A 16,472-nucleotide genomic window follows, 5' to 3' on the forward strand; every position below is an offset into this window, starting at 1 on the left:
ATGTCAAACGGTCGTTTTTAAGCTTCGCTAGAATTCGCCGCGTACCAGGCGACGCCCTCGCCATCCACCTCGCGACTAACGCGGCCCCGGCCGATCAGGCAGTTGAGATGCGCCAGGGCCTCGCCGGTGGCCATGCCCAGGAGGTCGGGGCCGATCGGGCGGGCGAACAGGGCGCCGAAGGTGTCGACCACGCGCTTGCGCTCAACGAGCTTCTTCTCCAGCCGCGCCAGGCCCCGCTCGTGACCCGAGATCAGGGCGTCGATCCGGGTGTGCAGACCCTCGAAGGGATCATTGTGCGCCGGCAGCACGATGACGTCGTCGGGTACGGTCGCCTTGACCTTGGCCAGCGAGCGCAGCCAGTCCGACAACGGGTCGGCGTCCGGCTCGGTGGGAAACACCGAGACGTTGGACGAGATGCGCGGCAACACCTGATCGCCCGAGATCAAGAGCTTGAGCTCCGGACACCACAGGCAGGCGTGGTCCGGCGAATGGCCCTGGCCCGTCACGACGCGCCAGGTGCGGCCGCCGATGTCGAAGTCCTCGCCGTCGCTCAGGCGGCGATAGCTGTCGGGCAGGGCGTAGATCGCCTTGCCGAAGCCGCCGAAGCGGGCCTTGTAGTTCTCGATCGCGTCCTCGTCCCAACCGGCGGCGCGGAAGAATCGCACCCCGTCCTCCGGCGCCTCCCGCCCCGTGTCGGCCACCAGCATGCGGCACTGGAAGTATTCCAGGCGGGTCATCCAGAGCCGACAGTCGAACTTGCGCGTCATCCAGCCGGCCAGGCCGATGTGGTCCGGATGCAGGTGGGTGACGATCACGCGGGTGATCGGCTTGCCGCCCAGCGCCTCGGCGAAGGCCGCGCGCCAGGCCTGACTGGTCTCGCGGGTCTGGATCCCGGTGTCGACCACCGCCCAGCCCTCGCCGTCCTGAATCGCCCAGACATTGATGAACTGCAGCGAACCGCCCAGCGGCATGCGCAGCCACAGGACGCCTGGCGCGACCTCGACCGCCTGGCCCGAGCCCTGTTCGGGCGCCGTCTCGAAAGGATAGACGAGTCGCCCCGCCTTCTTCGGCTCCGACGCCGCTTCCGTCGTCTCGTCCTCGAACCCGTCGCGCATTTCACTCTCCCCGCGCGCCAGTGGACCGACGCTTGTTCCGGATCTTACCCATTTTTTGCCCCTGAGGGCTGTCACGATCACGCCTAGGTCGGACGGTATCTTGACCCCTGATGCAAGCACGCGCTTATGTCCGCGCGAGGAATCCACCCAGGAGATGTATCCCATGAGGCCTTTCGCGATCGGCCTGACGGCCGCCCTCGCGGTCGCCGTACTCGTTCCGGCCGCCGTCATCTCGGCGCCGAAGGAACAGAAGGGCAAGCCCGCCATCGACGCCAAGGCGCGTGAAGCAGGCATGAAGGAGGCGCCGGCGATCATGCAGGCCAGCGGCGCCAGCTGCACCGTTTCGGACGCCCGCTATATCGGCGAGGACAAGAAGGCGGGGGCCAAGTACTTCGAGGTCGCGTGTAACGAAGGGATGGGCTTCGCGCTCGTCGCCAAGAAGGACACCGCGCCGCAGGTCTACAGCTGCCTCGAATCGAGCCAGCCGGGTCCGGACGGCAAGGTCGGCGGTCTGGCCTGTATCCTGCCGGGCAACGCCAACCCCGGCGCGGGCCTCGACGCCTACGTCAAGAAGGGCGGCGCCAACTGCGAGATCGAGAACACCCGCGCCATCGGTTCGGGCGCCAAGAACTCGTACTTCGAAGTCGCCTGTAAGGGCGGCTCGGGCTATATCGTCCAGACCACCGCGCCGATGAACATCGCCGGCGAAGTCGCGGTCAACAGCTGCCTGCTGTACGAAGAAGGCGGCAATGTCAGCTGCAAGCTGACCAACCGCCAGACCCAGCTCCAGGTCGTCGACACGCTGAACACGGCCGCCGCGGCCGCGGGCACCAAGTGCGCGATCAAGGACAAGCGCTACGTCCTCAGCACCAAGGCCGACAACTACTTCGAAGTCGCCTGCGACGACGGCAAGGGCTACATCTACCAGCAGACCTCGGCCACCGGCGCCTTCAACCGCGCGATCCCGTGCGCCCAGGCCGGCTTCGTCGGCGGCGGCTGCACCATGACCGACGCGGTGGCCGCCCAGACCGAACAAGCCGGCTTCTACAGCAAGCTGGCCGGCAAGGCTGGTTTCACCTGCGACGTCGAGAAGTACGGCCTGCTGCCGACGAACGATCCGAAGAAGGAAATCGTCGAGCTGAAGTGCAAGGGCAGCGACGTCGGCGGCATCGCCGTGTTCACCGCCACCGACGGCAAGGTCTATGACTGCCTGACCGCCGAGATGAACGGCTTCCGCTGCTCGTTCACCAAGAAGGACACGCAGTACGCCCGTCTGACCAAGGACCTCGTCGGCTTCAACAAGGCCTCGTGCCAGGTGTCGGACGCCCGCATCATCGGTTCGACCGACAGCGAAGGCTTCGTCGAAGTCGCCTGCTCGGACGGTCTGCCGGGCTGGGTGCTGGGCTATCCGATCGGCGTCGCCAAGCCGGCGGCCAAGGAGTTCCTCTCCTGCGCCCAGGCCAAGGGCATCGGCGGCGGCTGCAAGCTGCCGACCAACAAGCCGAAGGCCTGATCCAGGTCACGACCTGACAAAGAAGAGCCCGCCCGGAGCGATCCGGGCGGGCTTTTTCTTTGGGCTGAAAGAGGCTGGACCGGCCTACATCGCGGCTTCGATCAGGCGCGGTCCCGGCGTCGCCATCGCGCGCGAGAACGCTTCATCGAAGGCCTCGGCCGTCGCGACGCGCTCGGCGGCCATGCCCATACCCTCGGCGAGCTTCACCCAGTCGATGCGCGGATCGCCCAGGTCCAGCAGCTTCGAGGCGGCGGGGCCAGGGTTGCCCGCGCCCGTCCGGCCCAGCTCGATGCCCAGGATGCGATAGGCGTGGTTGGCGAACACCACGACGGTGACGTCCAGCTTCTCGCGCACCACCGTCCAGAGGCCCTGGACGGTGTACATGCCCGCCCCGTCGCCGGTCAGGGCCAGGACCTTGCGGTCGGGACAGGCCACCGCTGCGCCGATCGCCAGCGGGATCCCCTGGCCGATGGCGCCGCCGGTCAGAGACAGCCAGTCGTGCGCCCGGGCGGCCTTGGTCTGGGTGAAGATCGGCAGGCCCGCCGTCACAGCGTCGTCGGAGATGATCGTGTTCGTGGGCATGTGCCGCGCGATCGCCGCGCCGATGGCCCAGGCGTCCAGGCGTCCGGCCGGCGCATCGGGCGCGGCGTAGGTCTCGACCGGGCCCGCAGCGGGCGCGCCGAGCGCGTCGGCCAGGGCGTTGAGCGCCGCCGCGGCGTCGACCTCGCGGCCGCACAGCGTTTCGACCGAGCAACCCTCGGGAACCAGGACGCTGGGACGGTCGGGATAGGCGAAGAAGGCCACGGGCGTCTGGGTGGCGACCAGCACCATCAGGTCGACGCCGTCGAGGTCCTTCAGGGCCTGCTCGCCGAAATAGGGCAGCTTGTCGGGTCGGAAACGGCCCTCGCCCCGCGCCTGGCGGGCGGTGAAGGTGTCGGTGAGAACGCGTACGCCGTGGGCGGCCAACCGCCCGGCCGCCGTCAGCGCCGCCTCACCGCAGGCGCCGGCCCCCAGGAGCAGGACGGGCTTGGCCGCGCTCTTCAGCGCCTTGGCGACAGCTGCGACCGCTGTCGCATCCGGCGCGGCGAAGGCGGGGGGCGTCACCACCGGCCCCTTCACGGTCGCTTCGTTCCACGCCGCGTCGGCCGGCAGGACGAGACAGGCGTTACCCCCCGGCGTCCCATAGCTGGCGACGATGGCTTCGGCGGCCAGCGGCCCGACGCTGTCGGCGGTCTCGGCCGACTTGACCCACACGGAGTTGGGCGCGGCCAGGGCGGCGATGTCGCTGTTGAGCGGCGCATCGAAGTCGCGGTGATAGGTGGCGTGGTCGCCGATGACATTGACCACCGGCGTGAACGCCCGGCGGGCGTTGTGCAGATTGGCCGCGCCGTTGGCGTAGCCGGGTCCCAGGTGCAGCAGGGTGCAGGCGGGCTTGCCAGCCATGCGGCCATAGCCGTCGGCTGCGCCGGTGGCCACGCCCTCGAACAGGCAAAGCACGCTGCGCATGCGCGGCTCGCGGTCCAGGGCCGAGACGAACTGCATCTCGCTGGTGCCGGGATTGGCGAAACAGGCGGTCACGCCGTTGTCGGCCAGGGTGGTGATCAGGGCGTCCGCGCCGTTCATGGTCTTCTCCGTACCTGTGCCCCCTCCTTCCGACATTTCGCCGGCCGCGCCAACCCGCAGACGCTTCAAGGTGATTGCGCTCAGGGGGCGGCGCGGCGCAGTTTGGGCGAAAATCGGGGGGAAGAGACCATGCCAGGAATGAGCGCGGCCGCGCGCTGGACGCTGATCGCGTCCGTGATCGCCGGGGTCAGCTATGTCGCCAGCTGGGGACTGACGCTTCCGCCCGGCGTCGAGACCGCCTGGAAGGGCGCGGGCGTCGCGCTTCTGGCGATCCACGCCGCGCTGCGGGCCCGGTCGCTGGACGGTTGGCTGCTGGCGGCCGTCATGGCGCTGGGGACGGGCGGTGACGTGCTGCTGGAAACGCACGGTCTCACGGTCGGCGCGATCTCGTTCCTGCTGGGACATGTGGTGGCCAGCGGCCTCTATCTTCGCCACCGCAAGCCTGGGTCGCTGGCGCCGCTGGCTTTGATCCCAGTCGTCGTCGCCGTGTCGTTCCTGCTGCCCAGCGACCGCGCCGGCGCGCCGGGAATCGCCCTCTACAGCCTGTTCCTGGCGGTGATGGCCGCCACGGCCCTGATAAGCCGCTTCCCGTTGAAGACCGTGGGCCTGGGCGCGCTGATGTTCGTGGTGTCGGACCTGCTGATCTTCGGTCGCCTGGGGCCGCTGCCCGACAACCTGGCCACGGGCCTTGGTGTCTGGGGTCTCTACTATTTTGGGCAGCTGCTGATCTGCGTGGGGGTCGCAGGGGCTTTGGACGCGGACCGCGCCGAGGCGGCCTAGCCCCTAACGTCTCTCGCGCAGATGAGAACTCTCGACACCGCAAAGACAAATCTATCGTCATCCCGGAAGCCTCGCAGAGGCTATCCGGGACCTAGGGGCCAAGCGCAGTGCGGTCGCCCCTGGGTCCCGGCGCTACAGCCCGCTAGCGGGCTTCCGGCCGGGATGACGAGGAAAAAGGATCTCGGCGTATTGAGTACGCCCCCTAGAACACCATCACCCCGGCATCGGGCGCCTCAGCGAACAGCCGCGCCAGCTCTTTGGGCCGCCGATCCCGCGCCAGGGCCTGGTTGATGTAGCCCTTGTCGGTCAGCTCGCCGCTCGCCGCATCGGGGGCGCCGTCCAGTATAAGGGCCCGGGCGATGCGGCCGCCGCCGCCCTTGGCCGCCGCGTTCATCCGCGACAGTCCCTCGGCGATGGCCGCGCGCACCGCCTCGGCGTCGCCGAGTCGTTCGGCCGCCTTCGCGTCGACGAACAGCATCAGGCCGACGCCCTCCTGTCCCTCACCGCAGACCACCGCGTCGGAGACCACGCCGCCGATCGCCGACACCGCCGCCACCCGCAGGGCGCCAGCCGCGACGAAGGTGCCGCTGGCCAGCTTGAAGTTCTCGACCAGGCGCCCGTCGAACACGAGCCCCGCCGCCGGATCCTCCGGATCGGCCAGCCTCGCCGCGTCGCCCAGACGGTAGAAGCCGTCCTCGTCAAAGGCCTGGGCCGTGGCTTCGGGCTGATCCAGATAGCCCGGCGAGACCTGCGGCCCCTTCACGCGGATCTCGAACTTGCCGCCGTCGCCGGCTGGAACCAGCTTTACGGCGGTGCCGGGCGTCGGCAGACCGACCATCCCTGAGCGCGCGTTCAGCCAATGGATGTTGCAGGCGGTCGGCCCCGTCTCGGTCGCGCCATAGCCGGCGGCGAAGGTGATCCGCTCGCCCACCGTGCGCACCGCCACGGCCTGAACGCGGTCGAGGATCGACTGCGCCATGGACGCCCCGCCGTACTGCAGCACCCGCACCTTCTCGAAGAACCTGGCCGCCAGGGCCTCGTCGCGTTCCAGCTCGCCGACGAACATCGCCCAGCCGGCCGGGACCATGTTGTGGTAGGTCGTGGCCACCTCCGACAGGTTGCGCACGGTCTCGCCAAAGCGCCCGGGCACGGGCTGGCCGGCGTCGATGTAAAGCGTCCCGCCCCGGTGCAGCACCATGTGCAGGATGGCGTTAGCGCCCAGGCTGTGGCTCCAGGGCGCGGAATTGACCAGCACCGGCGGGTCGGGGTCGGCGTAGCAGGCCTCGATCTGCGCCGCGTTCAGCGCGATGTTGGCGTGCGTGCAGACCACCGCCTTGGGTTTGCCGGTCGAGCCTGAGGTCAAGAGCAGCTTGGCCAGGTCGTCCGGCTGGGCCACGGGCGCCACCGGCGAGCTCTTCAACAAGGCTTCGAAGGCGATGTCGCCCGGCCGCGCATGGCGGCTGACCACGACCGGCAGCCCGGCCAGGAACGGCGCAGCCAAGGCGTCGCCGAACGCTTCGGCGTCGTCGGCGTAGACGGCGGCGGGCTTCAGCCGTTCGACCGCATGCTGCAGCCGGGTGAGGTCCGCGCCCTTCAGGCCGTATTGCGGCGACACCGGCGCGGCCGGAGCGCCCAGGCTCATGGCGGCGTAGGCGATCAGGGCGTGGTCGATCCCGTTGCGCGCCAGGATCAGCAGCGGCTGGCCCCGGCTGAGCCCCAGCGCCGCAAGCCCGCCCGCGAGCGCCTCGACCTGCGCCTTGGCCTGCCCATAGGTGAGCGCTCGCCAGCCCTCGCCGTCGCGTTCGGCCAGCCAGACCCGGTCGGGCGCCTCGGCGGCCCAGCGGGCCAGCGGCGCGGTCGTGGTTTGCACCGCATCCGAATAGGGCATGGGGTTGCGCAGGATCAGCGTCTCGCCCCCCTCGCCCTGGAGTCGCTCGACCTCCAGCGCGCGGGGCGCGTAGCGAGCGTCGCGGAAGGGGGCTGTGTTCAGGGTCGATCCGTCCATGACCTGTTATGTCGCGGGACATACCGCTGTTCAATCGGCCCGGCGTAATCGCGCCCCTCTCGACATTTTTTTGCGTCCGCTGTCGAATCCCTGTGACCCGGCGCGTCTCTGGGGTCGAGGCGCTGCGATGGTCGCGCGCCGACGGGAGAAGACCATGCAATACGCCCTGCTGCTGTACGAGAACGAAGCGGTCTACGCCGAAGAGGGCGCCATGAGCCTGGAGGCGATCATCGCAGCACACGGGGCGCTGGCGGCCGAGCTCGCCGAACAGGGCGTGCTGCGCGGCGGCCAGGGGCTGAAGTCGGCGGACACCGCCACCACCCTGCGCAAGGCGCGCGGCGTCGACACCCTGCATGACGGCCCCTACGCCGAGGCCCGCGAGCAGTTGGGCGGCTTCTACGTGATCGAGGTTCCGGACCTGGACGCCGCCCTGGCCATCGCCAAGCGCATCCCCTTCGCCGGCGACGGCGCGGTCGAGGTGCGCCCGATCATCGACGAAGATTGAGCCTTCTCGACCAGACGGCGCGGCGGGACGGCGGCAAGATCGTCGCCGCCTTGGCCGCTGCTTTCCGCGACCTCGATCTGGCCGAGGAGGCCTACGCCGAGGCCTGTGCGCGGGCGGCGGCGGTGTGGCCCGCCGCGCCGCCGCTGGATCCTGCGGCCTGGCTCTACGCCACCGCCCGACGCTACGCCCTCGATATGATCCGCAGGCGGAATGTTCGCCGGCGAGGCGCGCCCGAACTACCCGAACCGCCGCCCTCGGCTGAGGATGTCCTCACCGCCGACGATCGCCTCATCCCGGACGAGCGGCTGCGCCTGATCTTCGTCTGCTGCCATCCGGCGGTCGCTCCTGAGTCGCGCGCCGCCCTGACCCTGCGCCTCGTCTGCGGCCTCTCGGTCGCCGAGATCGCCCGCGCTTTCCTGGTCGCCGAACCGGCCATGTTCCAGCGCCTGACCCGCGCCAAGAAGAAGATCGCGCAGGCGGGCGTGTCGTTCGAGGTCCCCGGACCCGAGGCCTGGCCCGAACGGATGGCGGCGGTGCTGTCGACCCTGGAAGTCGCCTACGCCCGCGCCCACGAGGACGCCGCAGGCTCGGGTCCGCACGCCGGCTACGCCCGCGAGATGCTGGACCTGACCGCCGTGCTGGCCGACCTGACGCCGGACGAGCCCGAGGCGCTGGCCTTCGCCGCCCTGGTGCGTTTCGCCGAGGCGCGGCGGCCGGCGCGAGTGGACGCCGATGGCGCGATGGTTCCCCTGGCGGAGCAGGATCCCAAGCGGTGGAACCGCGCGCTGATCGCAGAAGGAGACGCTCTGCTACGCCGCGCCGCGCGGCTCAACCGTCCAGGCCTCCGACAACTGCGCGCGGCGTTGCACGGCGCATGGGCGCTGCGCCGATCTCTGGCGGAGCCGCCGCCATGGGCGACTCTGTTGGCGCTGTACGACCTGCTCCTGCAAACGGGCGAAGACCCGTTCGTGCGCCTCAACCGCGCCGTCGTGCTGGCGGAGGTCGCAGGACCGGCGGCGGCCCTTGCCGAGATCGAGGCGTTGGACGCTGAGCGGCTGGAGGGTTTCCAGCCCTATCATGCCGTCAAGGCGGACCTGTTGGCGCGGCTGGGACGCGTTGAGGAGGCGTTGGGAGCCTATAACCGGGCGCTGGACATGGCGCCGGGCGACGCGGAGCGGGTGTGGTTGATGCGTCGGCGGGCGGACATGCTCCATCCGCACAAAACACCCGACCTCCCCGGCGAATGCCGGGGTCCAGATGGAGAACCCTGAGCCTGCGCAAGCTGGCGGCGCGCTCCGTCCCGTCAGCCCCAAAGCCATACGATCTGGGCCCCGGCATTCGCCGGGGAGGTCGGAGGTTATTGCGCCAGCGTTTCCAGGAACCGCACCGGCTCGCCCTTGCCCTCGGCGATGATCTCGTCGTCGCGCATCACCACGATGCCGCGCACGATGGTCGCCACCGGCCAGGCCTTGGCCTCGAAGCCGTCGAACGGCGTCCAGCCCGAGCGGGTGGCCATCCAGTCGTGGGTGATGACCCGGCGGGCCTTCATGTCGACGATGGTGAAGTCGGCGTCGAAGCCCTCGGCGATGCGCCCCTTGTCCGCCAGGCCGAAGATGCGGTTCACGCCATGGCTGGTCAGGTCGACGAAGCGCTCGAGGGTCAGCCGCCCGTCGACCACGTGGGTCAGCATGATCGGCACCAGGGTCTGGACGCCCGGCATGCCCGACGGCGAGGCCGGATAGGGGCGCGCCTTTTCCTCGCGGGTGTGCGGCGCATGGTCGGAACCCAGCACGTCGGCGATGCCGGCGTCGATCCCGCGCCAGACGCCCGCCACATGGTAGGCGTCACGGATCGGCGGGTTCATCTGGGCGAAGCCCTTCAGCCGCTCATAGGCCTCCGGCGCGACCAGGGTCAGGTGCTGGGGCGTGACCTCGACGCTGGCCACGTCCTTGTTCTCGGCCAGGAAGTCGATCTCTTCCTTGGTCGTCACGTGCAGCACGTGGATGCGCTTGCCCAGGCTCTTGGCGATGCGCACGAGTCGATGGGTCGACTGCAGGGCCGCCTGGGCGTCGCGCACCTCCGGGTGGCTCGTCCAGTCGCCGGGGCGGACCAGGCTGCGGCGCTCGGCCAAGCGGTACTCGTCCTCGGAGTGGAAGGCCGCGCGGCGGTTGACGTGGCGCAGCACGTTCTCGACGCCCTCGTCGTCCTGCACCAGCAGCGAGCCGGTCGATGCGCCCATGAACACCTTGATGCCGCAGCAGCCCGGAAGCCGTTCCAGCTCGCCCAGGAAGGTGGCGTTCTCGTGGGTGCCGCCGACGTAGAAGGCGTGGTCGGTGTGCATCCGGTTCTTGGCCCGCGCCAGCTTGTCGGCCAAGGCGTCCGGGTCGGTGGTGGTCGGCTCGGTGTTGGGCATCTCGAAGACGGCCGTGACGCCGCCCAGGGCCGCGCCGCGCGAGCCGCTTTCGAGATCTTCCTTCCACTCCAGGCCCGGCTCGCGGAAGTGCACCTGGCTGTCGATGACGCCCGGCAGGACCGTCAGGCCCGTGGCGTCGAACACCTCGCCGGCGCTGGCTTGCGAGAGGTCGCCGATCGCGACGATCTTGCCGCCGCGCACGCCGATGTCGATGAAGCCGCGGCCGGCATGGTTCACCACCTCGCCGCCACGCACGATCAGGTCGAAGGTCTGGGTCATGGGACGGCTCCTGAGGGTTTCCGGCGATCTAGGACGATCGACCGGAACAGGCAACCATTTGGTCCCGACCTCAGGGCTTTGACGGCGCCGGCTTGCTTAGGTCGAAGGCCACCCGGAACAGCCGGTTTGGCCGCGAAAGCTCATAGCTGAACTGGCTGTCGGTCAGTCCCAGCGCCCAGACATTCGTGTTCGAGACCGTCCGGTTCAGTCGTGTGAACAGAGCCTTGGACTCCTCGTCGACCGGGAAGCGCTGCGCTTGCGCGGTTCCGGGGTCCTGGGTGTCGCCGCCATAGCGCGACAGTTCATCCTCGACGCCGTCGGCGTGGCGGTGATCGTGCTTGAGGCGCAGGCGGCCATCGTCGAGCCGGGTGATGACCCAGGTCCGCGAGCGGTCTTCGCCGACCCGGAACGGAATGCGGATCTGCCGGGCGTCGCAGTGCGCCACGGTCATGACCAGCTCGGCCTTGCGGAACGCCTCGTCGGCCGCGTCGCCTTCCACGACCTGACCGGTGAAGGTCTTGCCGCACAGCGCGCTCAGGCGCTCGAAGAACTGCTCGCCCGGCGCTCCGGCGAAGGCCACAGCCGGCGCCAGCATGATCAGAGCGCTCAGCGCGAGAAGGGACTTCATCAGGCTTTCCTCGGTCGCGCCGCGCGTTGTTTCGTCGTGACCGGCTGAACAAGCTCTTCGGGCGAGTCGGCGGGCGCGTTTTCAACCACGTCCGCCGCCATATCGGCGTCCACGCCAGGTTCAGGCGCAGGGGCTACGACCTCGGCCTCCTGGGTCGCGACCGGCAGCGGGGTGAGCCCGCCGACCTTCGCCAGCAGATCCTTGGCCGCCCTGAACACGGTGGCGACCGGCAGGTCGCTCATGTGACGGATGGCCTGGGACAGCTCGGGATCGATGGCCAGGAACTGGTCAAACGAGCGCGGACCGCGCACCGCCACGGCGTGCTCGCCCCACGGCGCGTAGCGGCGCTCGTCCGAGGGACCGAACAGTCCGATGGTCGGCGTGCCGGCGGCGGCGGCGATGTGCATCAGGCCCGAATCGTTGCCGATGAACAGGCTGGCGCGCTTGAGGCAGGCATAGGCGGTCAGCAAATCAACCTTGCCGGTCAGGTCGATGGTGCGCCCCCGCGCCGAGGCCATGCGCAGCTCCTCGACCATGCGGGTGTCTTCCGGACCGCCCAGGATCAGCAGCCGCCCGCCGGCCATCGGGCCGTCCTTGTCGAGCAGCTGGGCGGCGGTCTGGGTGAAGCGCTCGATCGGCCAGACCTTGCCGATCCAGTTGGCGGCCGGGCCCACGGCCAGGATCGGACCGGTCTCGCCGCCCTCGTGCAGACCCAGCAGCTCGTCCGCCAGCGCCTGCACTTCGGGCGTGATGTAGAGGTAGGGCGGCGGCGGATCGCCCTCGAGCTTCAGCGTGCGGGCCGCGTCGACCACCTTGTGGATGACCTCGCCGGGGATCTTCTTCCAGATCGCGCGCTTGTCCCGCCGCAGGAACAGGGCCGTGGCCGAGCCGCGTAGATCGACGATCAGGCTCCACTTCTTGTGGCGAACCTGGCTCCAGAGCTTGAACCAATGGCCCTTGCCCTTGGCCTTCTCCATGACGATCACCCGGTCGAGGCCGGGGACATGGGCGAAAAGCGGCGCGGCGAGCGGGCCGGCGACGATGGTGAAGCGCGCGTTGGGGATCTGGTCGGCCAGCATCTTGATCAGGCCGGACGACAGCACCGCGTCACCGATACGCGTCGCCGTGATGAAAAGGATCGGGAAGGCCCTCTGTGTCATCGGTCCACCTATAGGCCGGTCGGTGAGTCGGCGCACCCCACGTTAACACTTGAGTTACCTCAAGGACTGGCGTCGCCCGCGACACGGCGCCACATGTGCCGTCATGACAGCACCTCGCCTCGCCCGCCTCGCCTCCCGCGCCGTCATCGCCGTGTCCGGCCCGGACTGGCGAAGCTTTCTGCAGGGCCTGCTGACCCAGGACGTCGAGACCCTGGCCGCCGGCGAGCTGCGCTTCGCCGGCCTGCTGACCCCGCAGGGCAAGCTGCTCTACGACCTGTTCGTGGCGGGAACGGAAGACGGCGCCCTGCTGGACGTGGCGGCGGCGCATCGCGACGCGATCCTGACACGCCTGACCATGTACCGCCTACGGGCCAAGGTGGACCTGACCGCCATCGACCGCCCGGTGATAGCCGTGTTCGGCGGCGAAGCGCCCGGCGGGGGGCTTTACGCCGATCCCCGCCTGCCCGCCCTAGGCGCGCGCGCCTATGACGACCGGACGACCGATGCGGACGAGGACGCCTATGAGGCGTATCGCTTGGCGCTGGGCGCGCCCGGTCCCGCCGACTGGGGCAGCGAGACGACCTATCCGATCGAGGCCAATTTCGACCTGCTGGCGGGGATCGACTTCAAGAAAGGCTGCTTTGTCGGCCAGGAGACCACCAGCCGCATGAAGCGGCGCGGCACGATCAAGAACCGCATGCTGCCGATCACCTTCGAGGGGCCGCCGCCCCCCTTCGGCGCCGAGGTTCTGGCGGGCGAGCTGCGCGCCGGCGAGGTCTTGAGCGGCCGGGACGGCCGGGCGATGGCGCTGCTGCGCCTGGACCGGATCGAGGGCGCCGCACTCAGCGTCGAGGGGCGCCCGGTTCAGGTCGAGCGACCGGAGTGGCTGGCCTGAAGCTTCAGATTGCGAGCGCTCCCGTTTCAAGGCACAGAACGCGAACCAACGGTCGCCCAAACCGGCGACCTCAAAGGCCAATGGGGTGCTGACAACATGAATCGTCGCAAAGTTCTCGGCGCGGGCGCGCTGCTGGCCATGACCGCCATGGCGGGCCCGGTCCTGGCCGCCGGCGCCGATCGTTTCTCGGTCAAGGTGCGCGGCAAGGGTCCTGATGTGATCCTGATCCCGGGCCTGTCCTCCTCGCCGGAGATCTGGGAGTCCACCGCCCGGGCGCTGGAAAGCCGCTATCGCGTTCACCTCGTTCACGTCGCCGGCTTCGCGGGCGCGCCGACCGCCGGCAACGCCGAGGGCAAGGTCGCCGCGGGCGTGGCCGAAGGTCTCGCAGGCTACATCCAGGCCCAGGGCCTGAAATCGCCGGCGGTGATGGGCCACTCGATGGGCGGCACGATCGGTATGATGCTGGCGGCGCGCAGCCCAACCCTGGTGGGCAAGCTGATGGTCGTCGACATGTTCCCGAACCTGGCGGTCGCCTATTTCGGGCCCGGCCAGTCGCCGGAGTCGGTCGCCCAGCGCGCTGCGGGCTTCCGCGCCCAGATCGCCGATGCGCCCGCCGACGCCTTCAAGGCGATGCAGGAGCAGGTGATCGGCGGCATGGTTCGGACCGAATCCGCCCGGCCGGCCATCGTCAAGCACTCGCTGGACAGCGACCGGCAGGTTTCCGGTCGCGCCATGGAAGAGCTGCTGACCACCGACCTGACGCCCGAGCTGGCCAAGATCACCGCCCCCACAACTGTGGTCTTCGCCTGGAACAGCAATATGCCGGTCCCGGCCGCGACGTTCGGCGGCTGGTATCAGGCCGCCTATGGGCCGCTGAAGGGCGCCAAGGTGGTGCGCATCGACGACGCCGCCCACTTCATCATGATCGATCAGCCGGCCAAGTTCATGGCCGAGGTCGAGAGCTTCCTGGCCGGCTGATCTGGCGTCGGCCTTATCGGCAGCGACCGTAGCGGTCCGGGGACGCCCCCGGGCCGCCGCGCCAGCCCGGCGGGTTCTCCCAGTTCGTGCCGGGACCACCGCGCGGACCGGGCGGATTGCGGTCGTTGTCGAACCAGCACTTGGCGGTCTGGTTCCACCAGCCAAAGCGCGGGTGATAGTAGCCGTAGGCGCGGTTGTAGTAGTAGCCGTCGCGGTAGCGGAACTCGACCCGCTGACCCTTCCAGCGATAGTAGCGGCGGTCGGGCGAGGCCCCGGGGCCGCCCCGCCAGCCCGGCGGATTCTCCCAGTTGGTCCCCGGCCCGCCGCGCGGCCCTGGCGGATTGTGATCGCGGTCCCGGTGCTGGGCCAGGGCTGGCGTTGAGGCCAGGGCGGTCGTGGCCAAGGCCAGGATGGCGAAGGTCTTCAGGCGCTTCATCGGCGCACCTTTCGTGTGTCTAGGTCCCTCGCGAAGCCCAACGCGCAAGATCCGGAAATCCGTCGCCCGACGCGTCATGTTCCCGAAAAGTTCTAGGCAGCCAGCAAAGTTTCTGCCAGCTTCGCCGCATGAACGACATCGCCCGCTGCACCTGGAAAGGCATGAACGGAGACCCGTTCTATGAAGCCTATCACGACCACGAGTGGGGCGTGCCCGAGTGGGACAGCCGCGCGCTGTGGGAGAAGCTCGTGCTGGACGGTTTCCAGGCGGGCCTGTCCTGGATCACCATCCTGCGCAAGCGCGAGGCCTTCCGCGCCGCCTTCGCCAATTTCGATCCTGAAGTCGTCGCCCGCTTCGACGAGGCCGACCGGGCACGACTGATGGCCGACGCCGGCATCATCCGCTCGAACGGCAAGATCGACGCGACGATCCAGGGCGCGCGCCTCTATCTCGACATGCGCGAACGAGGCGAGGACTTCGGCCAATTCCTGTGGGACATGGTCGGCGGCGCGCCGATCCAGAACCAGTGGGAGGCAGGCCAGGTCCCGGCGCAGACGCCGCTGGCCGTCGAGATGTCCAAGGCGCTGAAAGCCAAGGGCTTCAAGTTCTGCGGCCCCGTGATCGTCTACGCCTTCATGCAGGCCACGGGACTGGTCAACGACCACCTGGTCACCTGCTTCCGTCACGAGGACTGCAAGGCGCTGGGGCGCCGTCACTGAGCGTGACGCCGGAAGTGGGAACCGGTTTCGGCGTGAGGCTCTAAGCGGCGACGGCGGGCTCGCCCTCGGCATAGACCACCGACAGGCGCCGGTAGGCCTTGGAGCCGAAGGCCAGCAGGGTGACGATCACCCCGACGACGCCCGCCACCGTGAACACCAGCGCCATGCCCCGGTCTGGGCCCCGGCCGAACCAGTCGCCGATGGCGGATGCGCCGGCGCCGCTGGTCATGAACGGAATGACGATGAACTGGGTCAGTGGTCCGATCAGGAACGCGGTGAGCGGCGAAGCGGCCTGCTCCATCGACTGGGCGAAGCCGAAGACCCGGCCCTGGCGCTCGAAAGGCACGACCTTCTGCAGGGTCGTTTGCTCCGCGGCCTCGGCGTAGGGCCCCAGCAGCATCCAGACAAAGCACCCCATCGCCAGCATCACGATGGACGACTTCAGCGGGAAGACGCAGCAGACCGCCCACGAGATCAGATTGACCAGCAGCAGGGTGCGCAGCGGATTGGACCCCAGGCCCGTCCTGTGGATCGCCAGACCGCTGACGATGAAGGCCACTGACAGGAAGCCGAACAGCAGGCCCCAGGCCTGCACCGACACCATCGACAGGCCATAGGCGTCCAGCAGAGCCATGAAGATCCCGCCGAGGAAGTTGTTGAAGGTCGCAAACAGGATCAGGGCGAAGAGACCCGGGACAGCGGCCACGACCTTGATCGTGCCGCCCAGGTCGATCGTCTTGGGTTCAACCGGCGCCCCGTGCTCGGGCTCGACGCGCGGCTCATGGACGGGAACGCTCAGCAGGTGGACCAGCGCGGCGAGCGTGAAGCCCAGGGCGAAGACCAAGGCGGCGAGCATGCCGCCCCACGCCACCAGGAACCCGCTGATCACTGAGGTGGTCAGGAAGCCGACGCCGGTCACCATCCCCACAAGGCCATTGGCCTTGTCGCGGCGGTCCTCCGGGATCAGCAGCGTCACCAGGGTGGGCAGGGCGATGGTGCGGATATTGCCGGCGATCACGCCCAGCATCGAAAGCCCGATCAGGGCCCATAGCCAGGGTCGCCCGACATCGGCGATGGCGCCCTTGGGCGCCAGCAGCAGCACGGCCAGCGCCAAGGCGTAGAGCAGCAGCGACGCCACGCTCGACCCGGCCATCGCCACCGTCTTGCGATGATGGTCGACGAGACTGCCGAACCAGATGCCGCACGCCGCTGTCAGCACCAGATAGACGCCAGCGATCATGCCCGTCGCAAAGACCGACCTGGTTTCCAGATAGACGTAGAAGGTCAGGGCGAACCAGATCGTGAAGTTGGTGATGTTCGCGACCAGGTTATTGACCAGCAGGTGATGGAACGGGGTCACAAGGCGCGTCTCCAGGGCCAGGCGGGGACCCTGCCAGCGGGCTGCGCCGGAGGCAACGCGCGC

The 16,472-nt window shown here is 69.2% G+C and carries 15 protein-coding genes; 7 read left to right on the forward strand and 8 right to left on the reverse strand.

The genetic code is table 11. The features are described from left to right. Positions 1 to 17: 17 nt before the first annotated feature. Positions 18 to 1,115 (reverse strand): MBL fold metallo-hydrolase, encoded by a 1,098-nt coding sequence (locus J2X45_RS12695; protein ID WP_310215218.1) that lies wholly within the window; start codon positions 1,113 to 1,115, stop codon positions 18 to 20. Between the two features lie 154 nt (positions 1,116 to 1,269). Between J2X45_RS12695 and J2X45_RS12700 the strand changes: the two genes are divergently transcribed. Then, positions 1,270 to 2,628, forward strand: coding sequence for a hypothetical protein (locus J2X45_RS12700; RefSeq protein WP_310215220.1), 1,359 nt, complete (start codon positions 1,270 to 1,272; stop codon positions 2,626 to 2,628). 84 nt (positions 2,629 to 2,712) lie between these two features. Here the strand turns inward: J2X45_RS12700 and J2X45_RS12705 are convergent, their stop codons facing one another. After that, positions 2,713 to 4,251, reverse strand: coding sequence for an acetolactate synthase large subunit (locus J2X45_RS12705; RefSeq protein WP_310215222.1), 1,539 nt, complete (start codon positions 4,249 to 4,251; stop codon positions 2,713 to 2,715). Positions 4,252 to 4,380: 129 nt separating this feature from the next. Between J2X45_RS12705 and J2X45_RS12710 the strand changes: the two genes are divergently transcribed. Beyond that, complete coding sequence (locus tag J2X45_RS12710; protein WP_310215224.1) at positions 4,381 to 5,031, forward strand: lysoplasmalogenase; 651 nt, start codon at positions 4,381 to 4,383, stop codon at positions 5,029 to 5,031. A gap of 202 nt (positions 5,032 to 5,233) precedes the next feature. Here the strand turns inward: J2X45_RS12710 and J2X45_RS12720 are convergent, their stop codons facing one another. Then, the gene (locus J2X45_RS12720) at positions 5,234 to 7,036 is read right to left on the reverse strand and encodes a feruloyl-CoA synthase (RefSeq protein ID WP_310215226.1); all 1,803 of its coding nucleotides are present in this window, start codon (positions 7,034 to 7,036) and stop codon (positions 5,234 to 5,236) included. 154 nt (positions 7,037 to 7,190) lie between these two features. Here J2X45_RS12720 and J2X45_RS12725 point away from each other — a divergent pair, with 154 nt between their 5' ends. Then, positions 7,191 to 7,541 carry a YciI family protein gene (locus J2X45_RS12725; protein ID WP_310215227.1) on the forward strand — a complete coding sequence of 117 codons (351 nt, stop codon included), beginning with the start codon at positions 7,191 to 7,193 and terminating at the stop codon, positions 7,539 to 7,541. Beyond that, a complete protein-coding gene (locus J2X45_RS12730) occupies positions 7,538 to 8,812 on the forward strand; it encodes a DUF6596 domain-containing protein (RefSeq protein WP_310215228.1) in 1,275 nt (424 codons plus the stop codon). The genes J2X45_RS12725 and J2X45_RS12730 overlap by 4 nt, the downstream gene beginning before the upstream one ends. A gap of 86 nt (positions 8,813 to 8,898) precedes the next feature. Here the strand turns inward: J2X45_RS12730 and J2X45_RS12735 are convergent, their stop codons facing one another. From J2X45_RS12735 to J2X45_RS12745, 3 genes are all read right to left on the reverse strand, one after another. Further along, positions 8,899 to 10,233, reverse strand: coding sequence for a dihydroorotase (locus tag J2X45_RS12735; RefSeq protein ID WP_310215230.1), 1,335 nt, complete (start codon positions 10,231 to 10,233; stop codon positions 8,899 to 8,901). Between the two features lie 70 nt (positions 10,234 to 10,303). Further along, positions 10,304 to 10,861, reverse strand: coding sequence for a hypothetical protein (locus J2X45_RS12740; RefSeq protein ID WP_310215233.1), 558 nt, complete (start codon positions 10,859 to 10,861; stop codon positions 10,304 to 10,306). Next, the gene (locus J2X45_RS12745) at positions 10,861 to 12,021 is read right to left on the reverse strand and encodes a glycosyltransferase family 9 protein (RefSeq protein WP_310215234.1); all 1,161 of its coding nucleotides are present in this window, start codon (positions 12,019 to 12,021) and stop codon (positions 10,861 to 10,863) included. Before J2X45_RS12745 ends, J2X45_RS12740 begins: the two co-directional genes overlap by 1 nt. A gap of 103 nt (positions 12,022 to 12,124) precedes the next feature. Here J2X45_RS12745 and J2X45_RS12750 point away from each other — a divergent pair, with 103 nt between their 5' ends. Continuing rightward, complete coding sequence (locus tag J2X45_RS12750; RefSeq protein ID WP_310215235.1) at positions 12,125 to 12,916, forward strand: folate-binding protein YgfZ; 792 nt, start codon at positions 12,125 to 12,127, stop codon at positions 12,914 to 12,916. Positions 12,917 to 13,012: 96 nt separating this feature from the next. Next, the gene (locus tag J2X45_RS12755) at positions 13,013 to 13,894 is read left to right on the forward strand and encodes an alpha/beta hydrolase (protein WP_310215238.1); all 882 of its coding nucleotides are present in this window, start codon (positions 13,013 to 13,015) and stop codon (positions 13,892 to 13,894) included. A gap of 13 nt (positions 13,895 to 13,907) precedes the next feature. On the opposite strand, the gene J2X45_RS12760 is transcribed toward J2X45_RS12755, so the two are convergent. Beyond that, positions 13,908 to 14,330: a hypothetical protein gene (locus J2X45_RS12760; protein ID WP_310215240.1), complete on the reverse strand. Its 423-nt coding sequence runs from the start codon at positions 14,328 to 14,330 to the stop codon at positions 13,908 to 13,910. A 128-nt stretch (positions 14,331 to 14,458) separates the two neighbouring features. Between J2X45_RS12760 and J2X45_RS12765 the strand changes: the two genes are divergently transcribed. Next, a complete protein-coding gene (locus tag J2X45_RS12765) occupies positions 14,459 to 15,049 on the forward strand; it encodes a DNA-3-methyladenine glycosylase I (RefSeq protein ID WP_310215242.1) in 591 nt (196 codons plus the stop codon). 40 nt (positions 15,050 to 15,089) lie between these two features. Here the strand turns inward: J2X45_RS12765 and J2X45_RS12770 are convergent, their stop codons facing one another. Continuing rightward, positions 15,090 to 16,424: an MFS transporter gene (locus J2X45_RS12770; RefSeq protein ID WP_310215318.1), complete on the reverse strand. Its 1,335-nt coding sequence runs from the start codon at positions 16,422 to 16,424 to the stop codon at positions 15,090 to 15,092. Between the last annotated feature and the right edge of the window lie 48 nt (positions 16,425 to 16,472).

Source organism: Caulobacter sp. BE264 (assembly GCF_031457805.1).
Classification (GTDB): domain Bacteria; phylum Pseudomonadota; class Alphaproteobacteria; order Caulobacterales; family Caulobacteraceae; genus Caulobacter.

Excerpts from the sequence above, each read along its gene's own strand:
- J2X45_RS12695 (WP_310215218.1), bottom strand. The coding sequence starts at position 1,115 with ATGCGCGACGGGTTCGAGGACGAGACGACGGAAGCGGCGTCGGAGCCG.
- J2X45_RS12740 (WP_310215233.1), bottom strand. The coding sequence starts at position 10,861 with ATGAAGTCCCTTCTCGCGCTGAGCGCTCTGATCATGCTGGCGCCGGCT.
- J2X45_RS12710 (WP_310215224.1), top strand. The coding sequence starts at position 4,381 with ATGCCAGGAATGAGCGCGGCCGCGCGCTGGACGCTGATCGCGTCCGTG.
- J2X45_RS12720 (WP_310215226.1), bottom strand. The coding sequence starts at position 7,036 with ATGGACGGATCGACCCTGAACACAGCCCCCTTCCGCGACGCTCGCTAC.
- J2X45_RS12745 (WP_310215234.1), bottom strand. The coding sequence starts at position 12,021 with ATGACACAGAGGGCCTTCCCGATCCTTTTCATCACGGCGACGCGTATC.
- J2X45_RS12760 (WP_310215240.1), bottom strand. The coding sequence starts at position 14,330 with ATGAAGCGCCTGAAGACCTTCGCCATCCTGGCCTTGGCCACGACCGCC.
- J2X45_RS12725 (WP_310215227.1), top strand. The coding sequence starts at position 7,191 with ATGCAATACGCCCTGCTGCTGTACGAGAACGAAGCGGTCTACGCCGAA.
- J2X45_RS12705 (WP_310215222.1), bottom strand. The coding sequence starts at position 4,251 with ATGAACGGCGCGGACGCCCTGATCACCACCCTGGCCGACAACGGCGTG.
- J2X45_RS12735 (WP_310215230.1), bottom strand. The coding sequence starts at position 10,233 with ATGACCCAGACCTTCGACCTGATCGTGCGTGGCGGCGAGGTGGTGAAC.
- J2X45_RS12765 (WP_310215242.1), top strand. The coding sequence starts at position 14,459 with ATGAACGACATCGCCCGCTGCACCTGGAAAGGCATGAACGGAGACCCG.
- J2X45_RS12755 (WP_310215238.1), top strand. The coding sequence starts at position 13,013 with ATGAATCGTCGCAAAGTTCTCGGCGCGGGCGCGCTGCTGGCCATGACC.
- J2X45_RS12700 (WP_310215220.1), top strand. The coding sequence starts at position 1,270 with ATGTATCCCATGAGGCCTTTCGCGATCGGCCTGACGGCCGCCCTCGCG.
- J2X45_RS12750 (WP_310215235.1), top strand. The coding sequence starts at position 12,125 with ATGACAGCACCTCGCCTCGCCCGCCTCGCCTCCCGCGCCGTCATCGCC.